This is a genomic window from Aurantiacibacter suaedae (genome assembly GCF_005434915.1).
In the GTDB taxonomy this organism is placed as follows: Bacteria; Pseudomonadota; Alphaproteobacteria; order Sphingomonadales; family Sphingomonadaceae; genus Alteraurantiacibacter; species Alteraurantiacibacter suaedae.
On sequence record NZ_SKCG01000002.1, the window covers coordinates 1 to 15,678 of the forward strand.

Genomic DNA, 15,678 nt, shown 5'->3' on the forward strand with positions numbered 1-15,678 from the left:
AACTCAAAAGCGGACAGCGATCGGTTCCCCGATTTTCACCGGGGGAGCCGGCTATCCGTCAAATTTGGCGACCAACTCAGTGGCGGAAGTCCGCTGCACCGCGTCGGTGGAGCCCATCTAGGCGCGGACCAAGATTCGGTCAACAGCGTTTTTGCACTTTTGTTTCAAGATTTCACAAGGGACTGACAAGCAACGAAAATTCCTTGGTTCCGTGAATGCGGTCCGCCTCGCCCCCCGCCAAGCAACAAGCCGAAGCTGGCGAATCCGGCCGAATCCACCCGCATTTCCCGGCCTCGCCGCCTCTCCCATTAGCGGCAGGCCCTTCACTTGGACCGCTTTACGCCATCTAAAGGCAGCCTCGGCATAAGGCCGCGATGATTCTCACCACAGAAAGGTTGTCCGCACACGGAGCGCGACCGCGGCGCCCGGTCACGCTAGGGTCACGCGCATGAGCACGTTCCGCAAGTCGCTGGCGATCAACTTCGTGGCTTCCTCGGGAGCGACCATGGTGATGTTCGTCGTCTCACTGGTGGTGGCGCGCATCCTCACGCCGGCCGAGATCGGTATCTACTCCATCGCCATCGTGCTGGTGAACATCGCCCACGTGTTCCGCGAGTTCGGGGTCAGCTCCTATCTCCAGCGCGCCGACGGGCTGAGCAGGCCGCGGGTGCGCTCGGCGCTCGGCGTCGCCTACGCGATCACCTGGACGGTTGCGGTGATTGTCTGGCTCGCCAGCGACTGGGTCGCCCGCTGGTTCGGCTATGATGCAATCGGGCCGGTCATGCGCATTCTGGCGGTGAGCTTCCTGTTCATTCCGTTCAGTTCGGTGGCTCTGGCCCTGCTGCTGCGCGAATACGATGCGAAGAAGATCGCGGTCGGCACCGCCGTGGGCACCGCTGCCTATTCGGCCACCGCTATCGGGCTTGCATTGGCCGGCAATGGCGCAGCGAGCCTCGCCTGGGCTAACCTGGCCAACGTCGTTTCGACCGGGCTCGTCTATATCTGGCTGCGGCCGCTGCACATGGCCTACCTCCCGCGCTTTCGCGAGACCGGCGAAATCCTGCGCTTCGGCTCGGGTGCGCTGTTCACCAACCTCGTGCAGGCAGGCAACAACGCCTTGCCCGACCTGATTCTCGGCAAGATCGGATCGGCCCGGCAGGTCGGCCTGCTCAGCCGCGCCAACTCGACCGTCTCGATCTTCATGTATGTAGCGGGCTCGGCGATCACCTTCGGCTCGCAGACCTATCTGGCCAAGGCGCACCACGCGGGAGAATCACTTGAGCCTCTGCTGCATCGGGCCATCGCCCTGGTGACTGCGATTGGCTGGCCGCTGCTGGCGGTGACAATGATTGTGGCCGAAGACATGGTGGTCGGCCTCTATGGCGAAACCTGGCTTCCCGCTGCGCCTGCCATCGCCCCGCTGGCGCTGATGGCGGCGATCGACCTCACCTTCTACTATCATACGGCAGCCTTCAATGCGATCGGACGGCCCTACCTCGCCTCAATGCCATTGCTCGGCACGGCGCTGTTCCGGATCGGGCTGGGGCTCGCCTTGTGGAACGGCGATATCGTTTCGTTCGGCTGGGCGATGATGCTGGCGACGCTGGCCAGTTCCAGCGTGTGGCTGGTGCTCCAACGCCGCGATCTCGGCTGCGGGCTGGCCTCCTTCGCCCGAATGCTGATGCCTAGTGCAGTGGTGGCCGTGGTGTGTGCGGCGGTGGCCTATGTCAGCCAGCTGGCTATCGTGCAGATCGGCCTTAGCTGGCCGATCCTGCGGCTGTTGGTTCTGGGCATACCCGTCACGCTGTGCTGGCTGGCCATGCTGCGCATTCTGCGGCATCCCCTGTTCGACGAGGTGGCGATGCTGGCAGGAAAGCTCGGCTTGCCGCTCTCTCCTTAGTGAGATGAGGCCAAGGTATGAGCCGCAAAGGCATCGTGTTTTGTATCCGCTACCCAGACGATCAGGGCTTCGTCTGGCGCACGGTGGTGCGGGTGCGCGACCGGATCGCGGACCTGCTTACCGACTACGATTCCTACGTCGCCTTTCCCAAGCTCACCGGCCATTCGGTCCACCGGATCGAACATATGCAGCCGGTGGAACTGGACGGCTATCATCTTAGCGAGGCCAACAAGGCTAAGCTGGCGCAGTTCGTCGCCGCGCACGATATCGCGGCCATCGTTTACATGAGCGCCCTGCCCACCTCGCTCGACATGGCCTTCCTGAACTCGCTCGGGGTCAAGACGATCAACACCGAGGAAGACAGCTTCGACCACCGCGTGCGCGATTCGCTGCCTCGCCAGCTCGCCAAGTTCGTGGTGCGCCGCGTGTTTAAGCGGCAGTTGCACGATCTGCACATCGCCAACTCCGCTTCGCAAGGCGAATGGCTGAAGAGCTATGCAAAGATCCCGAGCGAGCGCCTGGTCATCATTCCCAATGGCATCGATACCGAGCACTTCGTGCCCGCAAGCCATCCCCGCGATGATGACGAGCTGCAGGTGATCTGTGCCGGGCAAGCGCGCAGGGAAAAGCGGATTGAACTAATTCTACGCTGCGCAGAGCGCGTTCTGGCGCAGCCCGAGTTCGCCAATGTCCGCTTCAGCTACGTCGGCGACGGCGAGATGCGCGCCAGGTGGCAGAAGCTCGCCGCCGAGATGGGGTTGGCGGATCGCTTCCGCTTTGTCGGTGCGCGCGCCGATATGCTGCCATTCTTCCAGTCGGCTGACCTGATGGTCCACGCCGCCGAGCGCGAGAGCTTCGGGCTGGTGCTGGCCGAGGCAATGGCCTGCGCGGTGCCGGTGGTGGCCTGCGCCGCCGCCGGGCCGGGCGAAATCGTCGCCGATGGCCGCACCGGCGCGCTGGTGGCCATCGAGGACGAAGACGCGTTTGCCGAGGCGATAGAAGCCTATTTGCGCGATCCGGCCTTGCGCAAGGCGCACGGCATGGCGGCACGCGCGCGGGTAGAGGAAAGGTTCTCGATGGAGCGGCAGGTGCGCGACATGGCCGCAGCCATCGCCGAAACGCTTGGCTAGCGCCGCAGCTCGGCGATCACCTTGCGGCAGGCAGCGGCATAGGCCCCGCGGTGGAAACGGCAGGTACCGATGAAATGGATGAAGCGAACGTCGGCCGGAATGCCCTCGTCCCAGAAATTCATGTAGCGGTCGTAAGGTAGCAGCAGCGCGTTCTCCGCGTTGGCCACCACGAAGTTGCTCGTCACCTGTTCGCTGCCCCATTCGGACCACTTCGCACGGCCAAGCAAGGCCTCGGCACCTTGCGAAAATTCCACCGCAAGCGCCCGTCCCGCCGCTTCCCGGGCAAAGCCGGCAAAGCCCGAGCATCCCCGCACATAATGCGGATCGGCAAGGCTTGCCAACGCGAGCTTGTCTATCCGCGCCTCAAGCGCGGCCTGGACATGCTCGGTCGGTTGGCCCCGATGCCGCCGGGCGATCTCGGCCACAGGCAGGATCTCAGCCTCTTCATCCCCGCGAATGGTAAAGGTGCGGTTCGCGGCAATGCTCTGCGCCACTTCGGGCACCTTACCGGTGGTGACCGTATCGCTGTCGAACTGGATCACATAATTGTCGCGCCGCAGGTCGAGTATCGTCAGCAGCCGCTCCCAGGTTCCACCGCGCGGGCACGGCGCGGTGTCGACCGAGGCAATCGGGATGATCCGCGGATTGTCGCAATGGTGCGCGAGCAGCTCCTTGTCGCGCCCGGTCAGCGTTCCATCGTCGAGAATCACGAACCGCCCGGCGTTCAGCTGTGCGTGCAGGCTCTTGGCGGCGACGAGATAGGGGAGCAGCACCCGCGTCCCGATCATCGAGAACAGCACCAGACCATCGTCGCGCGCGGTGATCGGCGGGGTCGCCAGAATGCCTGCGATCTGCCTTGGAAACCGCCGCTCGCGCAGGCGGCGCACAATCCTTGCGGGCAGACTACTCAAATCGGGGACCTTCTCGTCATCGTCTCTCGCCACTGCCGAGGCGGCGCACGGCGGCGTGGATATAGGCAACGCTTGTAGCGCCGGCTCATCAATAAAGCGTTGACCAAGTCGAAGTTCCGCCGGCTTTGGCCGGGGCGCAAACGGTGGTATGATCGCTGCCATGAAACGACAGGCGCAGACCTGCCGTTCGGGAGAAAGACCATGAGCCTGATCGCCATGGCAAGCGCGCTTGCCGCCACCATAGCCAACCCCACCCCGGAGGCTGCCGCCCCGCCAGCAGTCGACCGCGAGCCGACGCTGGCCGAGATCATCGCCTTCGAGACCGAACGCTATCGCCGCATGACGGTGCCGGTCACGATCCGCGGCGAAGGGCCATTCCGTTTCCTCGTCGATACCGGCGCCGAGGCGACCGTGGTCGCGCGCAATGTGGCCGACCAGCTCGAACTGTTCGACCGCAATACGGCGACGCTGGTCGCCATGGCCAGCCAGCGCCAGGTGGAGACCACAGCGCTGCCCACCATCGCGCTGGGCAGCCGCGAATTCGACCTGGCCACCGCCGCCATTCTCGAAGCCGAGCATATCGGCGATGCCGACGGTATTCTCGGGCTCGATTCCCTGCAGGATCAGCGCGTGCTGTTCGACTTCGAGAACAGCCATATCGCGGTTGCCCATGCCGATGAGCTGGGCGGCAACCGCGGGTTCGATATTGTGGTTCGTGCGCGCCGCAAGCATGGCCAGTTGATCGTGCAACGGGCCGAGATCGACGGGGTCGACGTCGACGTGGTGATCGACACCGGCGCGCAAAGCTCATTCGGCAACCTCGCGCTGCAAAACCGGCTGCGACGTGCCCGCGCGCTCGACAATTCGGAGATGACCGACGTCAACGGCGTGACCATCACGGGCAATACGCGGCTTGCACGCACACTCCAGCTCGAACGGGCGGCGATCAACAACATCGTGATCGCCTTCACCGATTCGCCCACCTTCGCCGCCCTCGGGCTCAACGAGCGTCCGGCCATGGTGCTGGGAATGCGCGAATTGCGCCTGTTCAAGCGCGTAGCGGTCGACTTCGAAAGCCGCCGCGTGCTGTTCGACCTGCCCGACAATACGCACATCGGAAACCGGGCGCTGTTCCCGTAAAACTTGCCACGACGCGCGCGAGGCCCCACTTGGCCCATAATGCGCGACATGCAGACCCCCGCCACCGGAGAAATCGCCGACTGGGCCACCATCCGGCGCTTCCTGCCCTATATGTGGCCCAAAGGCCGCCCCGATCTCAAACGCCGGATCGGGGGCGCGGCCTTTTTCGTGATCCTCGCCAAGGTCGTCGTGCTCACGCTCCCCCTCGCCTATGCGAAAGCGGTCGATACCATGGCGGCTACGGGCGATCCCGCCGTCTGGGTCGCGATGGGGCTGGTGATTGCCTATGCCGCCGGACGCTTTGCCACGGTGCTGTTCGACCAGAGCCGCAACATCATTTTCAACCGCGTGGGGCAGGATGCGGTGCGCGGGCTTTCGGAAGATGTGTTCGAGCGGCTGCATCAGCTTTCGCTGCGTTTTCACCTCTCGCGCCGGACGGGCGAAATCACCCGCGTGATCGAGCGCGGCACCCGCTCGATCAGCCAGATGCTCTATTTCCTCCTGTTCAACATCGCACCCACCGTGGTCGAGCTGCTGGTGGTGGGCGTGATCTTCTGGACGATCTTCGGCTGGGAACTGGTCGCGGCCACGGCGGTGACGGTGGTGGGCTTCATCTGGATTACCCAGCGGATCACCGAATGGCGCGTGGGTCTGCGCAAGCAGATGAACGACCTCGACGGCACTGCCATGGCGCGTGCGGTCGATTCGCTGCTGAACTACGAGACGGTGAAATACTTCGGGGCCGAGGCCCGCGAGAAGGAGCGGTTCGCCTCGGCCACCGGCGCCTATGCCGAGGCCGCGATCAAGACCGAGAACTCGCTCGCGCTGCTTAACATCGTGCAGGCGCTGATACTGCAGGGAATGATGGCCGCAGCCATGGCCTGGACCGTGTGGGGCTGGAGCAAGGGCGAACTGACGCCGGGCGATCTGGTGCTGGTGAACACCTATCTGATGCAGCTGTTCCGCCCGCTCGACATGCTGGGCTGGGTCTATCGCACGATCCGGCAGGGGCTGGTCGACATGGCCGATATGTTCAAGCTGCTTGATCGCGAGGTGGAGGTGGAAGACAAGCCCGGTGCGCCCGCGCTGGTGCTGCGCGAGCCGACCGTCGTGTTCGACAATGTCACCTTCGGCTATGATCGCGAACGCCCGATCCTCAAGGGGCTGAGCTTCGAAGCGAAAGCAGGCGCGCATATCGCGCTGGTCGGCCCCTCGGGCGCGGGCAAGAGCACGGTCGGGCGGCTGCTGTTCCGCTTCTACGATCCGTGGGAAGGCCGCATCACGATCGACGGCACCGATATTGCCGATGTCTCGCAGGAATCCTTGCGAGCAGTCATCGGGATCGTCCCGCAGGATACCGTGCTGTTCAACGATACGCTGCGCTACAACATCGCCTACGGCCGCGAAGGCGCGAGCGATGAAGAGATCGCGCAGGCCGCACGCGATGCCGCCATCGCTCCGTTCATCGAGAAACTGTCCACCGGCTACGACACGCAGGTAGGCGAACGCGGGCTGAAGCTTTCGGGCGGCGAGAAGCAGCGCGTGGCGATTGCCCGCACCCTGCTAAAAAGCCCGAGCATCCTGCTGCTCGACGAAGCGACCAGCGCGCTCGACACCCGCACCGAGCAGGATATTCTCGAAACGCTGCGGCGGGTGTCGAGGGGGCGCACCACCATCGCCATCGCGCACCGTCTTTCGACCATTGCCGATGCCGATTTGATCCATGTCATGGATGATGGCCGCGTGGTCGAGCAAGGCGATCATGCGGGGCTTCTGCGCCTTGGCGGGCTATACGCCGAGATGTGGAACCGGCAATTGAGCGAGGCGTCAGACCTTCAGGACGCTGCGGAATAGGGAGCACGGATAATGCAGGTATGGTCACGGCGGGCCACGGCGATCTCAGGTCTTGCGCTGGCTCTGGCTGCTTGCGCAACCGTGGATCAGGCATCGACGACCCCAGACACCTATTTCGTGCGCGAAGGAATGGTCAATCAGATCAACCCGCCGATCACCGCGATCTGGGACATGCAGGTCGAGGTGATGAACGACGAGGGCAACTTCGATCCCGCGCTGATGACCGCCGACACCTGGGCCGCGCTCAAGAGCCATGCCGCCAACCTCGATATTCAGGCGGCCAAGATGGCAGACGCGCAGCGCTTCATCGTTGCCGATCCCGAGGGCGAACTGACCGAAGCACCTGAGGGAACCGACCTTGCCGCGATCCAGCAGCGGCTCGACACCTCGCCGCAAGCCTTCCGCGCCATGGCCACCGCAATGCGCGCCCAGACGGCGCAGCTTTTGCTGGCCGCGCAGGCGCAGGATGCGGCCCGGGTCACGCAGCTCGTCAACGATCTCCAGCCCAGCTGCAAATCGTGTCACGATGTGTTCTGGTATCCCGAAGAGTCCTGATCCGGGCACCACCGCCTTGCATTGCGGCGCACAATGAGGCAGGCGCGCATCCGTAAATGACGCGGCGCGCCGGACGGGGCGTGCCCAACCAAACGGACATGCCCCATGCTCAACACTGCCACGCTCCGGCGTGACTGGCTCGGCCAGCCGCGCGCCGATATCCTCGCCGGGATCGTCGTTGCCCTCGCGCTGATCCCCGAGGCGATCGGTTTCTCGATCATCGCAGGCGTCGATCCGCGCGTGGGGCTCTATGCCTCGATCACGATTGCCATGGTCATCGCCTTTACCGGCGGCAGGCCGGGCATGATCTCAGCCGCCACCGCCGCGGTGGCCGTGGTGGTGGTGCCGCTGGTGCGCGATCATGGGGTGGAGTACCTGTTCGCCGCCACCATCCTGATGGGTGTGATTCAGGGCGTGGCCTCGGTCTTGCGGCTCGATCTCATGATGCAATTCGTCTCGCGCTCGGTCATCACGGGCTTCGTCAACGCGCTGGCGATCCTGATTTTCGTGGCGCAGCTGCCGCAGCTGATCGACGTGCCGATGATCACTTACCCGCTCGTCGCCGGCGCGCTGGCGATCATCTACCTGCTGCCGCGCCTCACCACCGTGGTGCCCAGCCCGCTGGTGGCAATCGTGGTGGTGGGCCTCATCACCATCGGGCTCGACCTTGAGGTGAACACCGTGGCCGACATGGGCGAGTTGCCCGAAGGCGTGCCGTTCTTCCACATTCCGCAGGTGCCCTTCACCTGGGAGACGCTGCAGATCATCGCCCCCTATGCGCTGACCATGGCCGCAGTGGGTTTGCTCGAATCGCTGCTCACAGCCCAGATCGTCGACGACATGACCCACACCGAAAGCGACAAGCGGCGCGAGACGGCGGGCCAGGGCATCGCCAGCTTCGTGACCGGGTTCTTCGGCGGCATGGGCGGTTGCGCGATGATCGGGCAATCGGTGATCAACGTGACCAGCGGCGGGCGCGGACGGCTCTCAACTTTTATCGCCGGCCTCACCCTGCTGATCCTTCTCGCACTGCTCGGCCCTGTTGTCGGCCAGATCCCGATGGCGGCGCTGGTCGCGGTGATGATCATGGTCTCGATCGGCACCTTCTCGTGGAATTCGATCCCCAATATCCGCCACCACCCCTGGCCTTCGAGCGTAGTGATGCTGACCACCGTGGCCATCGTCGTCTGGTCGCACAACCTTGCGCTTGGCGTGGTCGCTGGCGTGCTGCTGTCGGGGATTTTCTTCACCGGCAAGGTGCAGCGCATGTTCAAGGTCGAGCGGGTGCGCGAGGGCGACAAGGCCGTGTATCGCGTGACCGGGCAGATCTTTTTCGCCTCAGTCAGCCGCTTCTATGCCCAGCTCGGCCCCGAGGGCGATCATGCCGATGCCGCCGACCACGTGGTGATCGACGTGACCAAGGCGCACTTCTGGGACATTTCCGCCATCGGCTCACTCGACAAGGTGGTGGAGCGGATGCGCCGCCACGGGCGCAGCGTGCAGGTGGTCGGCCTCAATCAGGCCAGCGCCGACCTGGTCGACAAGTTCGCGCTGACCGACAAGACCGGTGTCGAGATCGGCCTCGCGCCGCACCCGTAGGCTTTAGCGCCTCGGTTCGTAGCCGGGCCAGACCACTGCCTGCGCGCATTTGGTCTGGCCGCGCCACCAGTCGTAGCTCAGCTTGGGCTCGCCATAGAGCTCCCAGCCCTCTTCGAGCGCTTTCGACACCTTCTCGCAAAAGGCGCGGTCGTCCTTGCCGGTGAGCAGGCGATAGGGCAGCGCGCCCTCGGGTGGTCTGCTGGCCATGGCTTGTCCTCTACAGGATATATTTGCTCAGATCGGCATCGCCTGCCAGCTCGCCGAGCCGTTCGCGCACGTAAGCTGCGTCGATGGTGACGCTTTCGCCCTTGCGATCCTCGGCTTCGAACGACAGCTCTTCGAACAGCTTTTCCATCACCGTCTGCAAGCGCCGCGCGCCAATGTTCTCGACGCTCTCGTTCACCTGCGCGGCAATCTTCGCAATCTCGGCGATCGCTTCCTCGCCCAGTTCGACTTGCAAGTCCTCGGTGCCAAGCAGTGCCTTGTACTGGGTGACGAGATTGGCCCGCGTCTCCGACAGGATGGCGATGAAATCCTCTTCGGTGAGGCTTCGTAGCTCGACGCGAATCGGCAGGCGGCCCTGCAATTCGGGCAGCATGTCGCTGGGCTTCGAGACGTGGAACGCGCCGCTGGCGATGAACAGCACGTGGTCGGTCTTCATCGGGCCATACTTGGTGGCGACCGTGGTCCCTTCGATCAGCGGCAGCAGATCGCGCTGCACGCCTTCGCGGCTGACCGATCCGCCGCCCCGCGTGTCGGACACGGCGATCTTGTCGATCTCATCGAGGAACACGATCCCGTTGGTCTCGGCATTGGCGAGCGCCACACGGGCGACATCGTCCGAATCGGTGCGCTTCTCCACTTCCTCGTCGACGAGCCGGTCCCATGCTTCGGGTACCTTCAGTTTGGCCCGCTTCTTGGGCGGCCCGCCGAAGGCCTTGCCCATCATCTCGGAAAGGTTGATCATAGTCGCGCCGCCGCCCATGCCGGGGATGTCCATCTGCATGTTGGGCTGGTCGACCACCTCGATCTCGACCTCGGTGTCGTTCATCGCGTTTTCGACGACGCGCGCGCGGAAGCTGGCGCGGGTCGCTTCGCTCGCGCCCTCGCCGACTAGCGCGTTAAGCAGCCGCTCCATCGCCGCATCACTGGCGGCCTCGCGCACTTTCTCGCGGCGCAGGTCTTTTTCGAGCCGGATCGCCTCTTCCACCAGATCGCGTGCGATCTGCTCGACGTCGCGGCCGACATAGCCGACCTCGGTGAACTTCGTCGCCTCGACCTTCACGAATGGAGCTTCGGCCAATTTCGCGAGGCGGCGGCTGATTTCGGTCTTGCCGCAGCCGGTGGGGCCGATCATCAGGATGTTCTTAGGCGTGACCTCCTCGCGCAGATCATCGGGCAAGCGCTGGCGGCGCCAGCGATTTCGCAGTGCCACGGCAACCGCGCGCTTGGCTTCCTTCTGGCCTATGATGTGCTCGTCGAGCGCGGCGACAATCGCCTTGGGGGTGAGGTTGTCCATCAGTGTTGCTTTTCCAGAGTTGTCGGCTCGCTCAAGCGCATGGCGAACGGGCCGAGAGGATCAGACGCGTTCCAGCGTCACGTTACCATTGGTGAAGACGCAAATGTCTGCCGCAACCGCCATCGCCTTGCGGGCAATCGCCTCGGCGTCCTCTTCGTAGTCTGCCACGGCGCGCGCAGCGGCGAGCGCATAGTTGCCGCCCGAACCGATGGCGGCGATCCCCGCTTCGGGTTCGAGCACGTCGCCATTGCCGGTCAGCACCAGCAGCGTGTCCTTGTCGGCCACGATCATCAGGGCTTCGAGATTGCGCAGATACTTGTCGGTGCGCCAGTCCTTGGCCAGCTCCACCGCCGCGCGCAGCAGTTGGCCTCGATATTGCTCTAGCTTTTTCTCAAGCCGCTCGAACAGGGTGAAGGCATCGGCGGTCGCGCCTGCGAATCCGGCTATGACCTTGCCGTCCTCGCCCAGGCGGCGGACCTTGCGCGCATTGGGCTTCATCACGGTGTTGCCCATCGAGACCTGACCATCGCCCGCGATCACGGTTTGCTCGCCGCGCTTCACGCCGATGATGGTGGTTCCGTGCCACTGGATCAGGCCGTGGCTCGCCCTATCGTCACTCATGCGGCGGATATGGGCAGCAAGCCCACCGCCTGCAAGGCGCTGCGATCAGCTACCCGCGCCGCCGCCGCCCAGGCCGCCTGCGCCGACCGTGCCGATATTGCCGAACAGGTCTTCGAGGAAGCCGCGATGGCGGCCCAACGTCGGCGTCTCGTCGCTTTCAGGGTCGAGGCGAACGACCTGCTCCATTCCGGTCCGCTCTGCCGCAGAGACGGTGCCATCGGGAGTGAAGTGGACCGCAAACACCGTATGATCCTCGATACGGGGGCGCGTGAAGGGTGCCTGCGTGGTGCGGCTGGAAACATAGTACCACACCGGATCGCCGAACTCGCTCACCATGGTCGGCTCGCCCAGCGTGCCGCGCACCGACTGCTTGTTGTCGAGCCCCGGCGCGACCGAAGCTACCAGCGTTTCATCGATGATATAGCCGCGATGATTGGTGATCGAGGAGCAAGCCGAGGCCAGCACTGCCAGCGTGGCGACCATGCCGATCCGTCCACCTGCTCGCAACAACCCTGCCATAAGTCTCACTTCCTTTATCACCGCGCGCGATTGCCAGCGCCCCGGCGGTTACTCTATTGGATGCATTTGCGCCTTAAGCAAGCCTGCCCGCTTGCGCAATGGCAGCCGGGGCCACCGGGTGCGGCTCGCGCATTGAACCATGGCTTAACGATAGGACTTGTCCACCGAAGATGTCGCTCATTTCCCGCTTTCTCAAACCCAGCGCGGACCCGCGCGAGGCACTGCGCCCGCTGTGGCACGATATCGTTATCGTGAGCCGCGAACGCGAGTGGTATGCCGATTGCGGCGTGGCCGACACGGTAGACGGGCGCTTCGACATGATCGCGCTGGTGCTGTCGCTGGTGCTGCTCAGGATGGAAAAGAGCCCTGAGCTCACCCCGCAAACCGCGCGGCTGACCGAGCTGTTCGTCGCCGACATGGACCGGCAACTGCGCGAAACGGGCGTGGGCGACCTGATGGTGGGCAAGCGCATGGGCAAAATCATGAGCGCGCTGGGCGGCCGCATGGGCGCACTGCGCGAGGCCATGACCGAAAGCGATGCGTCGCTGGCGGTCATCCTCGCGCGCAACGTGACGCTGGCGGACGAAGAGAAAAAGCCCTTCCAGCTCGCCGTGCGTACCCGCGCGCTTCATGCCGATCTTGCCGCGCAGACAGACGAGGCCTTGCTGGCCGGAAAGGTGAGGCCATGAGCGAAGGCGAAATCGCCAGCCCCGAATTCTCGCGCATCGTCGATCGCCGCTCGGTGGGCGAGGCTCCAGTGCGAATCGGCGCGAGTGAAGCCGAGTGCGCGGCGCTAGCCAAGCGATTCGGGCTGGTCTCGGTGGAGCGGCTGGAAGCCGATATCGTGCTAGATATCGCAGGTGACGATGTGCTCGCCAGCGGCACCCTGCGTGCCGACATAGTGCAAAGCTGCGCTGTTAGTGGTGACGATCTGCCCGCAACGATCGAAGATGCGTTCTCGCTGCGATTCGTACCCGAGGAAGACTGGGCCGACTACGAAGCTGAAGAGGTGGAACTGGGCTCCGAGGATTTGGACGCCCTGCCTTATGATGGCACCAGTTTCGACCTGGGCGAGGCGGTGGCGCAGAGCCTCGTGCTGGCCATCGATCCCTTTGCCACCGGCCCCGATGCGGACACGGTGCGCAGTGAACAGGGGCTCGACAATGCGGCCAAGGGCGGCGCGCTGGCCGAGGCGCTGGCTCAGCTCAAGAAGGACTGAGCCAGCGATTCGGCTTTGGCCGACTCAGAACGGAATATCGTCGTCGAGATCGTCGTAGTTCGAACCGCCACCGGACGGGGCATTTCCGCCCTGGCTGCCGGCACCGCCGCTGCGCTGACCGCCGCCATAGCCGCCACCGCCAGAGCTGCCGCCGTAGCCTCCTTGGCCGCCACCACCGCCGCCACCGGATGCGCCGTCAAGCATGGTCATGACAGAGTTCGGCCCGCGCAGCACGACCTCGGTCGAATAGCGGTCATTGCCGTTCTGGTCCTGCCACTTGCGCGTCTGCAACTGGCCTTCGAGATAGACCTTCGAGCCCTTCTTGAGGAACCGCTCGGCCACGCCTGCAAGGCCCTCGTTGAAGATCGCCACAGTGTGCCACTCGGTGCGTTCCTGCCGCTCGCCGGTGTTGCGGTCCTTCCACGTCTCCGAGGTCGCGACGCGCAGGTTGCAGACCTTGCCGCCGTTCTGGAACGTGCGCACCTCGGGATCGGCCCCCAGGTTCCCGATCAGCATAACCTTGTTGAGAGAACCTGCCATTTGCCAACTATCCTTCGCTACAATCCGAGGGCGAGAGCGCCCCAATAGGTGATTCCGGCGAAGACATAGGCCAATCCAAACAGGTAGGCCAACATGACAACCGGCCATTTCCACCCATTCGTCTCACGCCGGGCGACGGCGATGGTCGAAAGGCACTGCGGCGCGAACACGAACCAGGCGAGGAAGGCCAGCGCCGTGGGCAGGCTCCAGTCCGCTGCCAGCCGTTCGGTAAGCCCGGCGGCCTGCGCATCCTCGTCGCCGTCGATGGCATAGGTGGTAGCCAGTGCGGAGACGGCAACCTCGCGCGCTGCCATCGCCGGGATCAATGCAAGGCTGATCTCGTGGTTGAAGCCGATGGGCTCCATCACGACGTTGAGGCCATCGGCAATGTGCCCGGCGATACTCGCCTCGACCTGGCTTTCGCCCGGATCGGCCTTCGGAAAGCTCAGCAGCACCCACAGGATCACCGTCGCCATGAAAATGATCGTGCCGGCGCGGCGCAGGAAGATGAAGGCGCGCTGCCACAGGCCGATCAGCAAATCGCGCAGCGGCGGCACCTGATAGCGCGGCATTTCCATGATAAAGCCCGAGGCCGCGCCTTTGGTCACCGTGCGGCGCAGCACCAGCGCCACCAGCATCGCGCCGACAATGCCGAACAGATAAAGCCCGAACAGCACCAGACCTTGCAGCCCGATGCCCGGCCCAACGGTGCGCGCCGGGATGAAGGCGCCGATGATCACGGCATAGACCGGCAGCCGTGCCGAACAAGTCATCAGCGGGGCGATCAGGATCGTGGTCAATCGGTCTTTCGGATCGGCAATCGCGCGGGTGGCCATGATGCCCGGAATGGCGCAGGCAAAACTGGAGAGCAGCGGGATGAAGCTGCGCCCGGACAGCCCAACATAGGCCATCAGCCGGTCCATCAGGAAAGCCGCGCGGGCCATGTAGCCCGATTGCTCCATCGCCAGAATGAAGGCGAACAGGATGATGATCTGCGGCAGGAACACGATCACCGAGCCAACCCCGCTAAGCACGCCCTGCGTCAGGAAATCCTGCAGGATGCCAGCGGGCAAGGTAGCCTCGACGAAGCCGATCATGGTCTCGATCATGCCTTCGATCAGCGCGATGAACGGATCGGCCCAGGCAAACACCGCTTGAAACATCACGAACAGCAAGCCGAGCAAGATGACCGGCCCTGCCCACGGATTCAACAGCACCTTGTCCAGCCGCGAATGCCAGCGATGCGCGGCGGTTTCCGACAGGATCGCCCCGGTCGCCATGTTGTGCGCGTTGAGGCGCCGTTCTGGCAGGCTCAGCTCGGCAACCTCGTGGCGCAGCGCGCGATCCTGCTGCGGTGCCTTCTCGATCTCTTCCAGCAGCGCATCTAGCCCGCGCTTGCGCACGGCCACGGTCGGCACCACCGGCACGCCGAGCGCTGCGGACAAAGCTGCCGGATCGAGCACCAGCCCGTCGCGTTCTGCAAGGTCGACCATGTTAAGCGCAACCACCACCGGACGGCCCAGCGCGATCAGCTCCTGCGCGAAGACAAGGTGCTGTTCGAGGTTGGCCGCATCGACCACCACAACCAGCACCTCGGGCATGGCTTCACCGCGAAACCGGCCCATCACGACCTGGCTGGTCACCTCTTCATCCGGGCTCGCCGCGTCGAGTGAGTAGGAGCCGGGCAGGTCGACCAGCTCGATCGGCTGGCCCGAAGGCAGCGCCGCGCGGCCCGCCTTGCGCTCCACCGTTACGCCCGGATAGTTGGCGATCTTCTGCCGCGCCCCGGTCAGCGCGTTGAACAGGGCGGACTTGCCGGCATTGGGGTTGCCGACCAGGGCGATAACGGGAACCCGGCTCATGGGTGCTTCACCTGCATGGCGCGCGCATGGGCGCGGCGAATGGCGATTGTGGTACGGCCAAGGGTGATGGCCATGGGGTCGCTGCCGAAGAAAATCCCGCGATGGGCCACAGCCACCCGCGCCCCCTCGTCGAGCCCCAGCGCGCGCAAGCGCTTGGCTTCCTCGGGAGCAAGCGCGTCCCAGGCAACGGCAATAATCTCGGCGCGCGCGCCGGGAGCGATCTGGTCAAGAGTCAGTTGCGTATCCACACGAGCTCCCGTGCCAGAAGCGCCCTGCTGTTGCAACTGATTGTCATTAAGGCTGATCGAG

Annotated in this window: 17 protein-coding genes; 9 read left to right on the forward strand and 8 right to left on the reverse strand. The window is 64.4% G+C overall.

Annotated features, from left to right (window positions below):
• From E0473_RS15525 to E0473_RS06465, 3 genes are all read left to right on the forward strand, one after another.
• Positions 1–186 (forward strand): hypothetical protein (locus E0473_RS15525; protein WP_206663428.1); only part of this gene is annotated, 186 nt, incomplete at its 5' end.
• A 262-nt stretch (positions 187–448) separates the two neighbouring features.
• Positions 449–1,900 (forward strand): oligosaccharide flippase family protein, encoded by a 1,452-nt coding sequence (locus E0473_RS06460; protein ID WP_137680085.1) that lies wholly within the window; start codon positions 449–451, stop codon positions 1,898–1,900.
• 17 nt (positions 1,901–1,917) lie between these two features.
• Positions 1,918–3,030: a glycosyltransferase family 4 protein gene (locus E0473_RS06465; RefSeq protein ID WP_137680086.1), complete on the forward strand. Its 1,113-nt coding sequence runs from the start codon at positions 1,918–1,920 to the stop codon at positions 3,028–3,030.
• On the opposite strand, the gene E0473_RS06470 is transcribed toward E0473_RS06465, so the two are convergent.
• Complete coding sequence (locus E0473_RS06470; protein WP_137680087.1) at positions 3,027–3,974, reverse strand: hypothetical protein; 948 nt, start codon at positions 3,972–3,974, stop codon at positions 3,027–3,029. The genes E0473_RS06465 and E0473_RS06470 overlap by 4 nt on opposite strands.
• Positions 3,975–4,142: 168 nt before the next feature.
• Here E0473_RS06470 and E0473_RS06475 point away from each other — a divergent pair, with 168 nt between their 5' ends.
• The 4 genes from E0473_RS06475 (at position 4,143) to E0473_RS06490 (ending at position 9,089) form a co-directional block, all read left to right on the forward strand.
• Positions 4,143–5,081: a retropepsin-like aspartic protease gene (locus E0473_RS06475; protein ID WP_137680088.1), complete on the forward strand. Its 939-nt coding sequence runs from the start codon at positions 4,143–4,145 to the stop codon at positions 5,079–5,081.
• 39 nt (positions 5,082–5,120) lie between these two features.
• Positions 5,121–6,935, forward strand: coding sequence for an ABCB family ABC transporter ATP-binding protein/permease (locus E0473_RS06480; RefSeq protein ID WP_137680089.1), 1,815 nt, complete (start codon positions 5,121–5,123; stop codon positions 6,933–6,935).
• 12 nt (positions 6,936–6,947) lie between these two features.
• Entirely contained in the window at positions 6,948–7,490 is a 543-nt protein-coding gene (locus E0473_RS06485) for a cytochrome c (RefSeq protein ID WP_137680090.1), read from the forward strand.
• 105 nt (positions 7,491–7,595) lie between these two features.
• The gene (locus E0473_RS06490; RefSeq protein ID WP_137680091.1) at positions 7,596–9,089 is read left to right on the forward strand and encodes a SulP family inorganic anion transporter; all 1,494 of its coding nucleotides are present in this window, start codon (positions 7,596–7,598) and stop codon (positions 9,087–9,089) included.
• A 3-nt stretch (positions 9,090–9,092) separates the two neighbouring features.
• Here the strand turns inward: E0473_RS06490 and E0473_RS06495 are convergent, their stop codons facing one another.
• The 4 genes from E0473_RS06495 to E0473_RS06510 are packed head-to-tail and all read right to left on the reverse strand — an operon-like array spanning position 9,093 to position 11,748.
• Positions 9,093–9,296 carry a DUF1737 domain-containing protein gene (locus E0473_RS06495; RefSeq protein ID WP_137680092.1) on the reverse strand — a complete coding sequence of 68 codons (204 nt, stop codon included), beginning with the start codon at positions 9,294–9,296 and terminating at the stop codon, positions 9,093–9,095.
• A 10-nt stretch (positions 9,297–9,306) separates the two neighbouring features.
• Positions 9,307–10,611 carry an ATP-dependent protease ATPase subunit HslU gene (hslU, locus tag E0473_RS06500; protein WP_137680093.1) on the reverse strand — a complete coding sequence of 435 codons (1,305 nt, stop codon included), beginning with the start codon at positions 10,609–10,611 and terminating at the stop codon, positions 9,307–9,309.
• Between the two features lie 57 nt (positions 10,612–10,668).
• Complete coding sequence (gene hslV, locus E0473_RS06505) at positions 10,669–11,229, reverse strand: ATP-dependent protease subunit HslV (protein WP_137680094.1); 561 nt, start codon at positions 11,227–11,229, stop codon at positions 10,669–10,671.
• Positions 11,230–11,274: 45 nt separating this feature from the next.
• A complete protein-coding gene (locus E0473_RS06510) occupies positions 11,275–11,748 on the reverse strand; it encodes an outer membrane protein assembly factor BamE (RefSeq protein WP_241657374.1) in 474 nt (157 codons plus the stop codon).
• 170 nt (positions 11,749–11,918) lie between these two features.
• Between E0473_RS06510 and E0473_RS06515 the strand changes: the two genes are divergently transcribed.
• The gene (locus E0473_RS06515; RefSeq protein WP_137680095.1) at positions 11,919–12,437 is read left to right on the forward strand and encodes a ubiquinol-cytochrome C chaperone family protein; all 519 of its coding nucleotides are present in this window, start codon (positions 11,919–11,921) and stop codon (positions 12,435–12,437) included.
• Positions 12,434–12,967, forward strand: coding sequence for a YceD family protein (locus tag E0473_RS06520; protein ID WP_137680096.1), 534 nt, complete (start codon positions 12,434–12,436; stop codon positions 12,965–12,967). The genes E0473_RS06515 and E0473_RS06520 overlap by 4 nt, the downstream gene beginning before the upstream one ends.
• Before the next feature lie 24 nt (positions 12,968–12,991).
• Here E0473_RS06520 and ssb read toward each other — a convergent pair whose 3' ends face one another.
• From ssb to E0473_RS06535, 3 genes are read right to left on the reverse strand one after another with little or no spacing between them, the layout of a single operon-like run.
• Positions 12,992–13,507 carry a single-stranded DNA-binding protein gene (gene ssb, locus E0473_RS06525; RefSeq protein ID WP_137680097.1) on the reverse strand — a complete coding sequence of 172 codons (516 nt, stop codon included), beginning with the start codon at positions 13,505–13,507 and terminating at the stop codon, positions 12,992–12,994.
• 17 nt (positions 13,508–13,524) lie between these two features.
• On the reverse strand, positions 13,525–15,369 hold the full coding sequence (feoB, locus tag E0473_RS06530) for a ferrous iron transporter B (RefSeq protein WP_137680098.1): 1,845 nt from the start codon (positions 15,367–15,369) through the stop codon (positions 13,525–13,527).
• Positions 15,366–15,605, reverse strand: a complete 240-nt coding sequence (locus tag E0473_RS06535) for a FeoA family protein (protein WP_137680854.1) — start codon at positions 15,603–15,605, stop codon at positions 15,366–15,368. Before E0473_RS06535 ends, feoB begins: the two co-directional genes overlap by 4 nt.
• Positions 15,606–15,678 lie beyond the last annotated feature (73 nt).

Coding starts and splice junctions, on each gene's coding strand:
- E0473_RS06465 (WP_137680086.1), top strand. CDS start 1,918: ATGAGCCGCAAAGGCATCGTGTTTTGTATCCGCTACCCAGACGATCAG.
- hslV (WP_137680094.1), bottom strand. CDS start 11,229: ATGAGTGACGATAGGGCGAGCCACGGCCTGATCCAGTGGCACGGAACC.
- E0473_RS06490 (WP_137680091.1), top strand. CDS start 7,596: ATGCTCAACACTGCCACGCTCCGGCGTGACTGGCTCGGCCAGCCGCGC.
- ssb (WP_137680097.1), bottom strand. CDS start 13,507: ATGGCAGGTTCTCTCAACAAGGTTATGCTGATCGGGAACCTGGGGGCC.
- E0473_RS06510 (WP_241657374.1), bottom strand. CDS start 11,748: ATGGCAGGGTTGTTGCGAGCAGGTGGACGGATCGGCATGGTCGCCACG.
- E0473_RS06460 (WP_137680085.1), top strand. CDS start 449: ATGAGCACGTTCCGCAAGTCGCTGGCGATCAACTTCGTGGCTTCCTCG.
- E0473_RS06520 (WP_137680096.1), top strand. CDS start 12,434: ATGAGCGAAGGCGAAATCGCCAGCCCCGAATTCTCGCGCATCGTCGAT.
- E0473_RS06515 (WP_137680095.1), top strand. CDS start 11,919: ATGTCGCTCATTTCCCGCTTTCTCAAACCCAGCGCGGACCCGCGCGAG.
- E0473_RS06495 (WP_137680092.1), bottom strand. CDS start 9,296: ATGGCCAGCAGACCACCCGAGGGCGCGCTGCCCTATCGCCTGCTCACC.
- E0473_RS06475 (WP_137680088.1), top strand. CDS start 4,143: ATGAGCCTGATCGCCATGGCAAGCGCGCTTGCCGCCACCATAGCCAAC.
- E0473_RS06485 (WP_137680090.1), top strand. CDS start 6,948: ATGCAGGTATGGTCACGGCGGGCCACGGCGATCTCAGGTCTTGCGCTG.
- feoB (WP_137680098.1), bottom strand. CDS start 15,369: ATGAGCCGGGTTCCCGTTATCGCCCTGGTCGGCAACCCCAATGCCGGC.
- E0473_RS06480 (WP_137680089.1), top strand. CDS start 5,121: ATGCGCGACATGCAGACCCCCGCCACCGGAGAAATCGCCGACTGGGCC.